This window comes from Cupriavidus lacunae (assembly GCF_003353055.1).
GTDB classification, from domain to species: Bacteria; Pseudomonadota; Gammaproteobacteria; order Burkholderiales; family Burkholderiaceae; genus Cupriavidus; species Cupriavidus lacunae.
In genome coordinates this window covers 1-14,102 of sequence record NZ_QKWJ01000132.1, presented here as the reverse complement: position 1 = coordinate 14,102, position 14,102 = coordinate 1, and the positions used below count along the sequence as shown (strand labels likewise).

Below are 14,102 nucleotides of genomic sequence, written 5' to 3'. Positions count from 1 at the left end.
TGACGATCAACGGGCACGAAACGACTCATCTATGGGCTCACTCAGCGAACAGTGAATTTATCAACGCTCAACCCGTCCCGCCGGACGACTGGAGATCCCCGAAAATCCGACAATCTCCTAGCATGGGTCATGCAACGATCAACCGACGAGGATTAAACATGGAAACATCAAGCGCCGAAGTGCTTCGCGAATACGGCCCCTTCCCGGGCATCGACCATGTGCATGGCGTCACCTTTGACGGACGGCAGGTCTGGTTTGCCAGCGGTGACAAGCTCAATGCGCTGGACCCGGCCAGCGGCAAGACGCTGCGCTCGCTGGAGGTCCCGGCCCATGCCGGCACGGCCTTCGACGGCCAGCACCTGTTCCAGATCGCCGAGGACCGCATCCAGAAGATCGATCCGCAGAGCGGACGCGTGCTGGCCACCATCCCCGCGCCGGGCGGCGGCGGCGACTCAGGCCTGGCCTGGGCCGAGGGCACCCTGTGGGTCGGGCAGTACCGGGAGCGGAAGATCCACCAGGTCGATCCGCAGACGGGCGCGGTCCTGCGCACCATCACCTCCGACCGTTTCGTCACCGGCGTCACCTGGGTCGATGCCGAGCTCTGGCACGGCACCTGGGAAGGCGACCAGAGCGAGCTGCGGCGCATCGATCCGCAGTCGGGCGCGGTGCTGGAAGCCATCGCCATGCCGCCGGGCGCAGGGGTGTCCGGGCTGGAGTCCGATGGCGGCGACCGCTTCTTCTGCGGTGGCGGCAACAGCGGCAAGCTGCGCGCCGTGCGCCGGCCCCGGCACGACGGCAACGACTGAAGGGAAGCCGCCCCGGCCCGGGCGGGCAACCCCGGCGCGGCCGTCTTCACGATTCCTTACAGACAACCGCGCTGGCTCCCTCTATTCTCCTGTGGCAAACGAAATCCCCACAACAAGGAGAATGCAATGAAATCCGCCCTGGCCCTTCTGGTTGCCTGCAGCGCGCTGCTTGGCGGCTGCGTGGTAGCCCCCTATGACGACTACGGCGGCGGCCCCCAGGGCTGCCCGCCGGGGCAGGCCAAGAAGGGCAACTGCCGCGTCGACGCGTACGGCAACGAGTCCTTCTGCCCGCCTGGCCAGGCCAAGAAGGGCCGCTGCTAAGGCGGCGTCTGCCGGTGTTGCACGGGCCGGCCCGTCGGCCGGACAATAGCGGATGCGGGCACCCCGTCCGCAGGAGAGCACCATGCCACCCCGGTCCATGCCCATCAGATTTGTCGGCAAAATGTGCGTTGCCGCTGTCGTGCTCGGCTCGCTTGGCGCCTGTGCGAGCTTGCAGCCCGTACAGACCGGCAGACAAATGATCGGAAGCCCGGAAAGTGACGTACGCAATACGTTCGGGCCGCCCACCGAGACCTTCCGCCTGGCCGACGGCACCACCCGCTGGCTCTGGTCGCGCCAGCCCTTCGGCCACGAGGTCTACGCCGCCGATTTCGATGCCGGCGGCAAGCTCACCGGCTATCGCCAGATGCTGACCGAGCCGGAGATCTATCGCGCCCAGGTCGGGGTCTGGACCAAGCAGGACGTGCAGGAACGCTTCGGCCTGCCGCGCGAACCCGTCCAGTACTATCCGCTGATGAAGCGTGAAGCCTGGTCATGGCGGATGTACAAGGACGGCCTGCAGAGCGCGCATTTCAGCTGCTACTTCGATGATGCCGGCGTGCTGCGCCAGACCATGATCATGGTCGATCCGCTCGGCGGCGACGCGCGCCGCGCGCGCTGACGCGGCGCCACCAGAGGTGGCCGGTGCCATTGCCGGCAGCAGGGGCTCCCCGGCCCTGGCACCGTTTTGCGCGCAGAATGGCAGGGATGCGGCAAGCGCCGCCAACCCCTCCATGCGGAAAACGAACGTGACCACTGCGATCCTGCTCGAGAACATCCACCAGAGCGCCAACGCCCGACTGACTGAAGCCGGCCTGAACGTCGAGCGCCGCACCGGCGCGCTGGCCGGCGCCGAACTGCGCCAGGTGCTGGCCAGCCATGACGTGGTCGGCATCCGCTCCGCTACCCACCTGCGCGCGGACGATATCCGCAGCGCCCCGGGACTGCTCTCGATCGGCTGCTTCTGCATTGGCACCTCACAGGTCGACCTGGACGCCGCCACGGCCGCCGGCATTCCCGTATTCAATGCGCCGTTCTCCAATACCCGCTCGGTGGCCGAGCTGGTGGTGTCCGAGGCGGTGATGCTGCTGCGCCGGATCCCGGAGAAGAACGCGCTGGCACACGCCGGCAAATGGGCCAAGGGCGCCGCTGGCGCGTTCGAGGCGCGCGGCAAGACCATCGCCATCGTCGGCTACGGCAATATCGGTTCGCAGGTAGGCGTGCTGGCTGAATCGATGGGCATGCACGTGATCTACTACGATGTGCTCGCGCGGCTCTCACACGGCTCCGCGCGCGCCGCCGGCTCGCTGGAAGAAGCGGTGTCCCAGGCCGAAGTGGTGACCCTGCACGTGCCAGCCACGCCGCGCACGCGCAATATGATCGATGCGCGCGTCCTCGCCGCCTGCAAGCCGGGCGCGATCCTGATCAATGCCTCGCGCGGCAGCGTGGTGGATATCGCCGCGCTGGCCATGGCGCTGCGTGAAAAGCGCCTGGCCGGCGCAGCCATCGACGTGTTCCCGGAAGAGCCGAAGACCAACAACGACCCCTTCGTCAGCGAACTGCAGAACCTGCCCAACGTCCTGCTGACCCCGCACGTCGGCGGCAGCACCGAGGAAGCGCAGGAGAATATCGGCACCGAAGTGGCGGCCAAGCTGGCGCACTTCCTGGCCACCGGCGGCACCATCGGCGCGGTCAACTTCCCCGAGGTCGACCCGGGCCCGCTGCACGCGCCGGCGCGCCTGCTCAACGTGCACGGCAACGCGCCGGGCGCCCTTGCGGCACTGAACACGCTGCTGGCGCAGGAAGGCGTGAACATCACCGGCCAGCACCTGCAGACGCGCGGCCACACCGGCTACGTGGTCACCGACCTGGACCGCGTGCCGTCCGGGCAGCTGATGCAGGGGCTGCAGACCCACGCGGGCTTTGCGCGCTCACGGCTGATCCTGCGCGGGGCCGCGTAGTCTCACGGCCACTGACCCGGCCCTGAAGCGGCCACCAAGGCAATTGTCACAGAAGTGTCTCAATCCTTAAGAATGTTCTGACCGCGCCGCTATGATCATTGTGGCCCCACGTGGATCCGTGGGTCTGCACTGTGCGCGATCTGGTTGGCGGCTTGTGTCAGCGCCACGCTAACAATAATGAGGGTAGACATGTCGCATGAACGGAGCAGGAAAGCCGCCGGCGTTGCCGGCCGGCTGGTCGCAGCAAGTCTGCTGGCCGCGGCGGGGGTGGGCACCGCTGCCGCGCAAACCGGCACCATCACCTTCCTGGGGGCCATCTCGTACCCGTCATGCGGCTTCAGTCCGTCTGCAGGACTGGTGCAGGCGAGTTGCCAGCAGCCATCGGGACAGATCGTCTCGGCACCATTCGCCGTGCCGCCTGCGCGGCTGCTCGGGCAGACGCGTATCGGCGCGGCCAGGCTGGAGGTCGAGCCGGCCCGTGCACCGGACGCGTACCTGGTGGTGGTGACCTATCAGTAAACGACACGGCAGGCAGGCCTGCGCCGGTGTCAGTCCAGCCGGATACTGGAAGCACGGATGGCTTCCGCCCAGTAGGTCTGCTCCACTTTCACCACCTCGGCAAAGGCCTTCGGCGAGCTTCCCTTGACCACCATGCCAAGCTCGACCAGGCGCGCATGCAGCTCGGGGTTGGCCAGCACGCGGTTGACGTCGGCAGACACCTTGTCGACCACGGCGCGCGGCGTCGCCGCCGGCGCGAACAACCCCAGCCAACCCTGCCGCTCCAGGCCGGGCACCCCCGCCTCCTGGAAGGTTGGCACATCGGACAGCAACGGCGAACGCGCCTGCCCGGCGACGGCCAGCACCTTCAGCTTGCCTGTTTGCGCATGGTTGCGAGCCGTCACCGCCGCCACGATGCCGGCCGGCAGTTGCCCGCCCAGCAGGTCATTGACCAGTGGGCCCTCACCCTTGTAAGGCACGTGGATCAGATCGACCTTGGCGTTGCGGCCGAAGATCTCCATCTGCAGGTGCCCGCTGGAACCCAGCCCGTAGGTGCCGTACGGCAGCGGCTTGCCCAGCTTGCGGATATAGTCGATCAGTTGCTTTACGTTGGCCGCCGGTACGCCGGGCTGGACCACCAGCGCCAGGTTGGACGTCGCCAGTTCCGAGATCGGCGCGAAGTCGCGCACCGCGTTGTAATTTGCCTTGCTGTACAGCAGCGGAGCCTGCACCAGGCCGGTCAGCGCGAACAGCGTATAGCCGTCCGGCTCGGCCTTGGCCACCATGTCCGCGCCGATCATGCCGCCGGCGCCCGGACGGTTGTCCACCACCACTGCCTTGCCCCAGGCCTTGGCGAGGCCGTCCGCGATCACGCGCGCGACCACGTCGCCGGCTCCCCCCGCCACATACGGCATCACGATGCGCACGGTGCGCGTCGGAAACCCACCGCCTTGCGCCCGCGACGCAAAGACCCATTTGCTGCAATACCCTGCGCCTGCCTTGCTGCATGTCTTGTCTCCTGTATCTCGTCTGCGGCAGCCGGCACGTACCGGGCCGGTGCCCTGCCACGTCATGCCCGGCCAGCCTCTGCGGGCCGCTGCCGGAAGCGCGTGCGGGCCACTGTAGGAGGCTCGGGTGCCGGTGTCGTCCATCGAAGGGAGGAAATTCGGCACGCCCGCAGAATCGTCCAAACGAACTAGGACGCAACCCGGGTGCCGATGAAACAATGGCCCGCACTGCATGCCACCGCGCCTAAATATTACTGATACAGCACATATGCTGCTGTCCAGCCTCTGCCCCGCGCGACCCGGCATCGCCTTCAAGGAGAGCGCATTGCACCCCTTTGCCAACCTCACCGAGACTGGCGGACCACCGCCGAAGCCGACGGTGCTCGCGTCCAAGCTGGCGCCGCCCGTGCCCCACCCCGCCACCATCGGGCGGCCGCACCTGGTCGCGCGCATGGCGCAGGACCGCGCGGCCCGCGTGATCCTGCTGCGTGCCGCGGCCGGCTTCGGCAAGACCACGCTGATGCAGCAGTACGTGGCGCATTGCGCAGCGCACCAGCAAGCTACGGCGTGGCTGCGCCTGGATGCGGGGAACAACGACCTGGAACGGCTGCTGGTCCACCTCGATGCCGCCCTGGCCGGCCTGGCCACACCGCGCGGCGCCAGGCGGCGCGGGGCGGCTGCGCCGGCCGCCGGGCCACGGCTGGCGAAGCGCATCCTGGAGCAGGTGGGCGGCGCGGCGCAACCGTTCGCGCTCGTGCTGGATGACCTGGAGACGCTGCAGAGCCCGCCCGCGCTGGACTTTGTGCAGCAGCTGATCGAGGTCATGCCGCCCTGCGGCATGCTGGTGATCGGCTCGCGCACGGCCCCCGAAATCGGCCTGGGCCGGCTGCGCGCACGCGGGCGGTTGCTGGAGATCCCTCCGGCCGCCCTGCGCTTCTCCATCGACGAAACCACCGAGCTGCTGCGCGGGCGCTGCGGCCTGCCGCTGCGCGACGGCGATATCGCCACGCTGTACCGCTGCACCGAAGGCTGGGCCACCGCCATCTACCGGCCGCGGCGACGCGCGCGAGATGCTGGACCATCTCGAGCGCGCCAATCTGCTGTTGTTTCCACTCGATGCCGAGCGCACCTGGTACCGCTACCACCGGCTCTTTGCCAGCTTCCTGCAGCATCGGCTGGCGGCGCAGGCGCCCGAGCGGGTCGCGCCGCTGCACCTGGCCGCGGCACACTGGTACCTGGAGCACGGCTACCCGATCCCGGCCGTGGACCACCTGCTGGCCGGCCACCACGACGAAGCGCTCGATGCCATGGCCAGCCAGTCCGGTGCACTGCTTGGCTCCGGCCGGGTGCGGCTGCTGCTGCGCTGGTTCGACCAGGTCCGGCCCGCGGCGCTGGCACGGCAGCCGGCACTGGCGCTGACGCGCGCGTGGGCGCTGCTGCTCAACCGGCGCCACGCCGAGGCCATGGCCGCGCTGGTAGCCTTCCTGCCGGAGCCGGAACACGCCGGCAACGACGGCGAGCGCGCCCGCCTGGCGGTCGAAGCGCAGACCATCCGCTGCGTGCTGCTGGCCATGACCGACCAGGTCGAGGCCTGCCGCGACGCCGCCGGCGCACACTTGCACCGGCTGGCACCGGACGAGCCCTTCCAGTACCGCATCCTCGCCAATTCGCTGGCCTACGCCCTGATCTGCACTCACCGCTATGACGAAGCGCGCAGCGTGCTGTCGCGGGCGACGCTGCGCGCGCAGCAGCCGCAGTCGGCGCAGTCACCCGGCAGCCTCAGCGACACGCTGGAAGGCGTGATCGACCTGGTACAGGGCCGCTTGGGCAATGCGCTGGCGCGCCTGCGCGCGGCCTCCGGCAACCACCCGGGCAGCTGGAACGCCGCGCCCGAAGTGGTCGCCGGCAACCGGCCCGGTGGCGATGTGTTCTGGGCCCTGGCGCTGTATGAGCACGATGCGCGGGACGAGGCGGGACGGCTGCTGGCCAACGCCCTGCCCTACAGCAAGGGCAACGGCCCGCCCGACACCGTCATTGCCTGCCACGTGCTGAGCGCGCGGCTGGCGCTGGCGCGCGGCTGGCGCTGGCGCGCGGGGACCGCGGCCAGTGGCTGCAGCGCCTGGCCGAACTGGAGCAGCTGGGACAGCAGTCCGGCACTGCGCGCATCGTGTGCTCGGCCTGGCTGGAACGCGCGCGCGTGGCCACGCTGGAAGGCAAGCTGGAATCGGCGGCACAGGCGCTGCAGGCAGCCGAGCTGTACGGCGGCTGGGAGGCGCTTGACGCCACTGGCCATGCCAACGATATCGACCGGCCTTTGCTCGCGCGCTGCCGGCTCGACATCGCACGCGGCAACGCGGCGCAGGCGCTGTCCGACCTGGACGCCGCTGTCGGCGCCGCACAGGCGCGCCAGCGCTACTGGCGCGTGCTGCGGCTGCGCATCCTGCGCGCCACCGCGCTCGACCGGCTGCAGCAGCGCGAAGCCGCGCTGCAAGAACTGACCGAAGCCCTGCGCCTGGCCAGCCATGAAGGCTTCTACCGCACCTTCCTTGAAGAAGGCGAGCCGGTTGCCGTACTGCTGCACGCCTGGGCGGAGGCAAACCTGGCACAGGCCGCGGCGCTCGGCGTGGCCGCGCCTTTCGTTGCCGGCCTGCTTGAGCGGCTGCCTGCCGCCTCGGGGCCGTCGCCGGTATCCATAGCGTCGAACCAGCCGGACCCGCTCACCGGACGCGAACTGGAAGTGCTGCACATGCTGTCGGCCGGCTACCGCAATCGGGTGATCGCGCAGAAGCTGTTCCTGTCGGAGCTGACCGTCAAGTCGCACCTGCGCCGCATCCATGCCAAGCTCGGCGCGCAAAGCCGCACGGATGCGGTGGCACTGGGCCGGGCGCGCGGACTGATCCCGTGAGCCGTGGCGGCGCAGTTGCCCGGTAGCGGCTCAGGCGGCCAGCGTCGCCCTCAGGTTGGTCAGCATGTCCGCCACCATCTCCTTCAACCCGTACTCCGCCTGCCACCCCCAGTCCGCGCGCGCCACCGAATCGTCGATCGAATCCGGCCAGCCCTGCGCAATCGCCTGGCGATAGTCCGGTTCAAAGCGGATCTGGAAGCCCGGCACCTGTTCGCGGATGGCCGCGGCGATCTGCGCGGGCGTGAAGCTCATGCCGGCGATGTTGTAGCTGCCGCGCTCGCCGAGCTTGTCCGCCGGCGCTTCCATCAGCTCGATGGTGGCGCGAATGGCGTCGGGCATATACATCATCGGCAGGGCCTCGTCTTCCTTCAGGAAGCAGGGATAAGGCTCGCCCTTCACCGCCGCATGGAAGATATCGACCGCATAGTCGGTGGTGCCGCCGCCGGGCGGGGTCTTGTGCGAGATCAGGCCGGGATAGCGCACGCTGCGCACATCCACGCCGTGGTTGGCGTGATACCAGCGACACCAGCCCTCGCCCGCCTGTTTGGAGATGCCGTAGACAGTGGTGGGCTCCATCACGGTCTTCTGCGGCGTGTTGTCCGACGGCGTGGTGGGCCCGAAGGCCGCGATCGAGCTCGGCCAGAACACCCGCTCCAGCCCGGTCTGCCGCGCCAGCTCCAGCACGTTGAGCAGGCTGGTCATATTGAGGTTCCAGGCCCACTGCGGCGCCTTCTCGCCGGTGGCCGACAGCGCCGCGGCCAGCAGGTAGACCTGGGTGATGCCATGGCGCTCGACCACGGTCGCCAGTTCGCCGCGATCGGTGGCGTTGAGCATCTCGTGCGTCAGGTGCACATGGCGGCCGGTGGGCACCACGTCGGAGGTGATCACATTGGTGCGCCCATAGCGCTCGGCCAGCGCCAGTGCCAGTTCAGACCCGATCTGGCCGTTGGCTCCAACGATCAGGATCTTTGGTTTGCCCTCTTCCATCAGATCAGCTCCAGTTCGCGGCCGGCCTGGCCGAAGGCGTCCAGCGCCGACTGCAGCGCGGCCTCGTCATGCAGCGCGCTCATCTGCACGCGGATGCGCGCCTGGCCCTTGGGCACCACCGGGTAGAAGAAGCCCACCACGTACACGCCCAGTTCCAGCAGACGCTGCGCAAGCTGCTGCGCCTTGTCGGCGTCGTAGACCATGATCGGGATGATGGGGTGGTCGCCCGCCTTGACGTCAAAGCCGAGCTTGTCCAGCCCCGCGCGGAAGAGTTTGGTGTTGCGCTCCAGCCGGTCGCGCAGCTCGGTGCTGGCTTCCAGGATATCGAGCACCGCAATCGATGCCCCCACGATCGCCGGTGCCACCGTGTTGGAAAACAGATACGGCCGCGAGCGCTGGCGCAGCAGCGCCACGACTTCCTTGCGCGCGCTGGTGAAGCCGCCCGAGGCGCCGCCCAGCGCCTTGCCCAGCGTGCCGGTGATGATGTCGATCTTGCCGAACACGCCGCGCGCCTCATGCGTGCCGCGCCCGCGCTGGCCCATGAAGCCGGTGGCGTGGCATTCGTCGATGCCCAGCAGCGCGCCGTACTCGTCGCAGATCGCGCGCATTTCATCCAGCCGCGCCACGGTGCCGTCCATCGAGAACACGCCATCGGAAAACACCAGCGTATAGCGCACGCCGTCGGCCCGTGCCTGCTCCAGCTGCACGCGCAGGTCGTTCATGTCGTTGTGCTCGTAGCGGTAGCGGCGCGCCTTGGACAGGCGGATGCCGTCGATGATCGAGGCATGGTTGAGCGCATCGCTGATGACCGCGTCTTCGGCACCCAGCAGCGTTTCGAACAAGCCGCCATTGGCATCGAAGGCCGAGCCATAGAGGATGGTGTCCTCGGTGCCGAGGAAATTCGACAGCCGCGCCTCCAGTGTCTTGTGCAGGTCCTGCGTGCCGCAGATAAAGCGCACCGAGCTCAGCCCGAAGCCATGTGTGCGCAGCGCTTCGTGCGCGGCCTCGATCACCTGCGGGTGCGACGACAGGCCCAGGTAGTTGTTGGCACACAGGTTGATGACCTCGCGGCCGTCGGTGGTGCGCACCCGTGCGCCCTGCGGCGTGGCGATGACGCGCTCGTTCTTGAACAGCCCCGCCTCGCGGATGCCTTCGAGTTCGGTGCGGATGGATGCATAGAATGCCTCGGCATTCGACATGGCTTGGCTCCCGTTGGTGTGCGAGGGGTGTGCTACGATCTGATCGATAAATCGAACACGTTCTGTATATCGAACGTTTTGAGCAATATAACGAACATCCATCCATGACGCAAGCCCTCGCCCAGAACCCCCAGGCCGCGCAGACCGACGGGCCGCCCGCCGTCGGCATGGCGCTGCAGGCGCTGCGCCAGCAGCAGCGGCTGTCGCTTGACGAACTGTCGCGCCGTGCCGGGGTTTCCAAGTCGATGCTGTCGCAGATCGAACGCAACCTGGCCAACCCCACCGTGGCGGTGCTGTGGCGCCTGGCCAATGCACTCGGCGTGAACCTGGCGGATTTCCTCGCGGGCGGCGCGGCCGAGCGCCCCGGCGGCGGCATCACCGTGGTCCAGCCACACGCGATCCCGTCGCTGAAAAGCCCCGATACCCGCTGCGACCTGCGCATCCTGGGCCCGATCGACCTGGCCGGGCGCTTCGAGTGGTATGAACTGACGATCCAGGCCGGCGGCGTGCTGTCCTCCGAGCCGCACGAGGCCGGCACCCAGGAACACCTGTCGGTACTGAGCGGATCGATGACGGTGCGCGCGGGCGCCGATGAAAAGAAGCTGCGGCACGGCGAGACCGCGCGCTATGCGGCCGATGTCGCACATGCGATCTCCAATGGCGGCAAGACCACTGCCACCGCACTACTGGTTGTAGTGCATCCGGGCTGACACGAAAAGGGAGGCGGCTGCGCGCCGCCTGCTGCCGCTCAGCGCGCGCACGGCCCAAATACGCCCTATAACAACCCACGCCACCATGCGCGCGCACGCTGGCCTATATTCCCGAGGCCCGCACCACCATCCGCCTGCACGGGCCAGGCCTCAATTGGAGACAACGCGTGTCGACGACAGAAGCCTATCTGCTGGATTCCATCCGCCTCGCCATGGAGAACGTGCGCGAGCGCAGTACCTGGCCCTTCGGCGCCGTGGTCGTCAGGGACGGCAAGGTGCTGGCGCGCGCGGTAAACGAGGTGGAGGCCAACTGCGACCCGAGCGCGCACGCCGAAATGCAGGCCGTGCGCGCCGCCAGCCGCGCGCTGGGCAAACCTGACCTGAGCGGCTGCACCGTGTATGCCAGCGGCTACCCCTGTTCGATGTGCCTGTCGGCGATGCACCTCGCCGGCGTCGAAGCGGTCTACTACGCCTACTCAAACGAGGACGGCGCGCCCTACGACCTGTCCGCGGAGCGCGGCTACATCGAGCTGGCCCGGCCACTGGAGCAACGGGAAATGAAGCTGGCCTACGTGCCGGCGCGCGACGAGGGCATCGACCTGTATGAGGCCTGGCGCGAGCGGCAGGGCCAGTAAGCGGGGCAAGCCGGTACGGGGCGGTAGGCTGCCGCCCCAATTCCACAGCGCCGGCATGGCCATTACATTGTCACCGTAGGTAGTTAATATTGGCGATGACGGCGCTGCGACGCCCGATCACATGTAACGTTCTGCCGTTGAACGGAACCGCGCGCTGCCTGCCTCGTCAAACCAACTGATTGCCGGAGACAGGCGCCGCATTGCAGCATTTCACCGCAGTGCAGCACGCGCAGCCGGCATGTGCCGCATCGTCTCCCCGACCGTTTTTTCGTCTTCCCGCGCCTGGCGCTGTTGCGCTGCGCAGAATCCCAGCAAACGCCCCCCTTTAGCCAAGGAGACGAACGTGCTGAGCCCGCATGAACTTGCCACGCTGCTATTGCTGAGCGACGGCCCGGATTCACTCGATTCCAGCGATTCCCGCCAGATCGACCCCATCGACCTGAAGGCACTGGTCGAAAAGCAACTCGTAAAACTTGAAATCCTGCACGGCTCCCGACAGGAGCCGCGCATCACCAGCCACGGCTACTCGATGCTCAAGGCGATGGGGCGCTGAAGTCCCGGCCCGACGCTGCAGCACGCGCCGCAAGGCACACCCGCAACACCACGGAGCCCACGATGACGGTGCGTCCGGCCATTGGCGCCGACGGCACGGCGGCAAACGCCGATGCGGCGCGCCGCCGCTTCCTGTATGACCTGGGCCTGCTTGCCGCTGCCGGCATCGCGCCCGGCGCGGCAGCGGCCACCCCCGCCGCGTGCCTGCTGACTCCCTCCGCCACCGAAGGCCCCTTCTATCTGGACGACGCCCTGGTACGCGCCGACATCCGCGACGACCGCCCCGGCCAGCCCTTGCGGCTGCGCATCCGCGTGGTGGACGCGCAGCGCGGCTGCGCGCCGGTGCCGGGCGCGCTGGTCAGCATCTGGCATTGCGATGCCGACGGCAACTACAGCGGCGAAAGCCCCGGCAACCGCCAGGCGCGCTTCCTGCGCGGCGTCCAGCCCACGGGCCAGGATGGCGTGGCGACGTTCACGTCGATCTATCCCGGCTGGTACGCGCCGCGCGCCATCCATATCCACTTCAAGGTGCTGCTCGGACACACGGCGGCCCTGACCAGCCAGCTGTACTTCAGCGATGCGCTGAACCGCGAGGTGCTGGGCACGCATCCGGCTTATCGCGCGCACGGCGTGCCGTCGCGCGCCACTGCGCAGGATCCGATCGCAGGGTCGCGCCCGAACCTGATGCGCGTGCACCAGGCCGCCGATGCAGCGGGGCTGCTGGAGGCCGAGTTCACGGTCGGCATCGCTCGCGCCTGAGCCGTTCCTGCAGACACGGCCGAGCGCGGCGTCACCCGCTTGCCGCTGTTTCCTATACTGGTTGGCAATGCCAACCGATACCTCCCTCGCCAGCCTTCCCGTCGACACCGCATTCCGCACTGACATTCCCGGGCGACTGGACCGCCTGCCGTGGTCGCGCTGGCACTGGCGCGTGGCGATTGCGCTGGGCATCGCCTGGGTGCTCGATGGCCTGGAAGTCACGCTGGTCGGCTCCGTCGGCGCCGTGCTGGAGCGGCCCGATACGCTGGGGCTGACGGCGACGCAGGTGGGCTGGTCGGGGTCGCTCTATATCGCCGGCGCGGTGCTGGGGGCGCTGGTGTTCGGGCGCATGGCCGACCGGCTCGGGCGCAAGCGGCTGTTCCTGGCCACGCTCGCGGTCTACATGGCGGCAACGCTGGCGACCGCGTTCGCGCCCGGCTTTGCCTTCTTTGCCGCGTGCCGCTTCTTCACCGGCCTGGGCATCGGCGGCGAGTATGCGGCCATCAATTCCGCCATCGACGAACTGATTCCCGCGCGCGTGCGCGGGCGCGTCAACCTGGCCATCAACGGCAGCTTCTGGCTGGGCGCGGCCCTCGGCGCGGGGCTGAGCCTGGTGCTGCTCGATGCGCGCGTGCTCGGCCCGGTATGGGGCTGGCGCGCCTGTTTTGCGCTGGGCGCGGTGCTGGCGGTGGCGATCATCCTGGTGCGCAAGCACGTGCCCGAGAGCCCGCGCTGGCTGGCCACCCACGGTCGCCTGGAAGAGGCCGAGCGCGTCATCGCCGCGATCGAGGCCGAGGTACGCCGCCACCACGGTCCGCTGCCGCCGGTGGCGCCCGATTGTGTCGCGGTGACCATGCGCCGGCGCGCCGCGCCGGGCGTGGGCGAAGTCATGCGCCTGCTGCTGCGGCGCTATCGCCAGCGCAGCATCATCACACTGGCACTGATGGTGGCGCAGGCCTTCTTCTATAACGCGATCTTCTTCACCTATGCACTGGTGCTGTCTCGCTTCTATGCCGTGCCGGAAGCGCGCGTGGCGCTGTATATCTTTCCGTTCGCGCTGGGCAACGCCCTCGGGCCGCTGCTGCTCGGCCCGCTGTTCGACCACATCGGGCGCCGGCGCATGATTGCCGCCACCTACGTCCTGTCTGGCATCGGCCTGGCACTGACCGGCTGGGCCTTCGTTGCAGGCTGGCTCGATGCACGCACCCAGGCGTTGTGCTGGTCAGCGGTGTTCTTCCTGGCCTCCGCCGCGGCCAGCTCGGCCTACCTGACCGCGAGCGAGGTGTTTCCGCTGGAAATGCGCGCGCTGGCGATCTCCGTGTTCTACGCCGTGGGCACCGGCACCGGTGGCTTTGTCGCACCACTGCTGCTGGGCGCGCTGATCGAAAGCGGCAGCCGCGAAGCCGTCGCAGCAGGCTACGGCTTCGGCGCGGCACTGGTGATCGTCGCCGGACTGCTGGCCCTGCGCTTCGGCATCGATGCCGAACGCCGCCCGCTGGAGGACATTGCACCGCCGCTCGGGGTCGACGACTAGCGCGATCACATCGGGCAATCCTCTGCGACCAGCGGGCAAGCCTCGCCTTCTCCGTATCCTCAGCACTCCCCTCAATGCCTGCCGCATTCGTCGTGCACCGCATGCCATCTTACTCACCAGTCGATAAGTAAGTCGACAAATTGGGGAACTTTGCGATGCCCGTGCCGGTCGGATCGTGTATGAAACGAGACGGACGTACATTTGACCATCAGACGCTGGAGGCGATTCGCC

15 protein-coding genes and 1 pseudogene are annotated in these 14,102 nt (G+C 68.3%); 12 read left to right on the top strand and 4 right to left on the bottom strand.

Annotated features, from left to right (window positions below; all coding sequences use genetic code 11):
- The first annotated feature begins 158 nt into the window (after positions 1–158).
- From DN412_RS40310 to DN412_RS40290, 5 genes are all read left to right on the top strand, one after another.
- On the top strand, positions 159–806 hold the full coding sequence (locus tag DN412_RS40310; protein WP_115216635.1) for a Vgb family protein: 648 nt from the start codon (positions 159–161) through the stop codon (positions 804–806).
- 126 nt (positions 807–932) lie between these two features.
- A complete protein-coding gene (locus DN412_RS40305) occupies positions 933–1,127 on the top strand; it encodes a hypothetical protein (protein ID WP_115216634.1) in 195 nt (64 codons plus the stop codon).
- Between the two features lie 97 nt (positions 1,128–1,224).
- Positions 1,225–1,746, top strand: coding sequence for a hypothetical protein (locus DN412_RS40300; RefSeq protein ID WP_115216633.1), 522 nt, complete (start codon positions 1,225–1,227; stop codon positions 1,744–1,746).
- Positions 1,747–1,858: 112 nt separating this feature from the next.
- Entirely contained in the window at positions 1,859–3,085 is a 1,227-nt protein-coding gene (gene serA, locus DN412_RS40295) for a phosphoglycerate dehydrogenase (protein ID WP_115216632.1), read from the top strand.
- A 189-nt stretch (positions 3,086–3,274) separates the two neighbouring features.
- A complete protein-coding gene (locus tag DN412_RS40290; RefSeq protein WP_078199535.1) occupies positions 3,275–3,604 on the top strand; it encodes a hypothetical protein in 330 nt (109 codons plus the stop codon).
- A 29-nt stretch (positions 3,605–3,633) separates the two neighbouring features.
- Here DN412_RS40290 and DN412_RS40285 read toward each other — a convergent pair whose 3' ends face one another.
- Together DN412_RS40285 and DN412_RS45255 are read right to left on the bottom strand one after the other, a co-directional pair.
- Positions 3,634–4,509, bottom strand: a complete 876-nt coding sequence (locus DN412_RS40285; RefSeq protein ID WP_244223062.1) for a tripartite tricarboxylate transporter substrate binding protein — start codon at positions 4,507–4,509, stop codon at positions 3,634–3,636.
- Between the two features lie 325 nt (positions 4,510–4,834).
- Complete coding sequence (locus DN412_RS45255) at positions 4,835–5,686, bottom strand: hypothetical protein (protein ID WP_244223061.1); 852 nt, start codon at positions 5,684–5,686, stop codon at positions 4,835–4,837.
- Here DN412_RS45255 and DN412_RS46255 point away from each other — a divergent pair.
- Together DN412_RS46255 and DN412_RS45250 are read left to right on the top strand one after the other, a co-directional pair.
- A pseudogene (locus DN412_RS46255) lies at positions 5,661–5,729 on the top strand (hypothetical protein); the annotation flags it as partial. The gene DN412_RS45255 and the pseudogene DN412_RS46255 sit on opposite strands and share 26 nt — an antisense overlap.
- Positions 5,730–6,628: 899 nt before the next feature.
- Positions 6,629–7,495: a helix-turn-helix domain-containing protein gene (locus DN412_RS45250; RefSeq protein WP_244223064.1), complete on the top strand. Its 867-nt coding sequence runs from the start codon at positions 6,629–6,631 to the stop codon at positions 7,493–7,495.
- A gap of 30 nt (positions 7,496–7,525) precedes the next feature.
- Here the strand turns inward: DN412_RS45250 and DN412_RS40275 are convergent, their stop codons facing one another.
- Entirely contained in the window at positions 7,526–8,482 is a 957-nt protein-coding gene (locus tag DN412_RS40275) for an L-threonine 3-dehydrogenase (protein ID WP_115216630.1), read from the bottom strand.
- On the bottom strand, positions 8,482–9,681 hold the full coding sequence (gene kbl / locus DN412_RS40270; protein ID WP_115216629.1) for a glycine C-acetyltransferase: 1,200 nt from the start codon (positions 9,679–9,681) through the stop codon (positions 8,482–8,484). Before kbl ends, DN412_RS40275 begins: the two co-directional genes overlap by 1 nt.
- Positions 9,682–9,785: 104 nt before the next feature.
- Between kbl and DN412_RS40265 the strand changes: the two genes are divergently transcribed.
- The 5 genes from DN412_RS40265 (at position 9,786) to DN412_RS40240 (ending at position 13,871) form a co-directional block, all read left to right on the top strand.
- Positions 9,786–10,391 (top strand): helix-turn-helix domain-containing protein, encoded by a 606-nt coding sequence (locus DN412_RS40265; RefSeq protein WP_115216628.1) that lies wholly within the window; start codon positions 9,786–9,788, stop codon positions 10,389–10,391.
- A 167-nt stretch (positions 10,392–10,558) separates the two neighbouring features.
- Complete coding sequence (locus DN412_RS40260) at positions 10,559–11,026, top strand: nucleoside deaminase (RefSeq protein ID WP_115216627.1); 468 nt, start codon at positions 10,559–10,561, stop codon at positions 11,024–11,026.
- Between the two features lie 343 nt (positions 11,027–11,369).
- A complete protein-coding gene (locus tag DN412_RS40250; RefSeq protein ID WP_115216626.1) occupies positions 11,370–11,579 on the top strand; it encodes a hypothetical protein in 210 nt (69 codons plus the stop codon).
- A 62-nt stretch (positions 11,580–11,641) separates the two neighbouring features.
- Positions 11,642–12,337, top strand: coding sequence for an intradiol ring-cleavage dioxygenase (locus DN412_RS40245; protein ID WP_115216625.1), 696 nt, complete (start codon positions 11,642–11,644; stop codon positions 12,335–12,337).
- Between the two features lie 67 nt (positions 12,338–12,404).
- Positions 12,405–13,871, top strand: a complete 1,467-nt coding sequence (locus tag DN412_RS40240) for an MFS transporter (protein WP_115216624.1) — start codon at positions 12,405–12,407, stop codon at positions 13,869–13,871.
- The last annotated feature ends 231 nt before the right edge of the window (positions 13,872–14,102 follow it).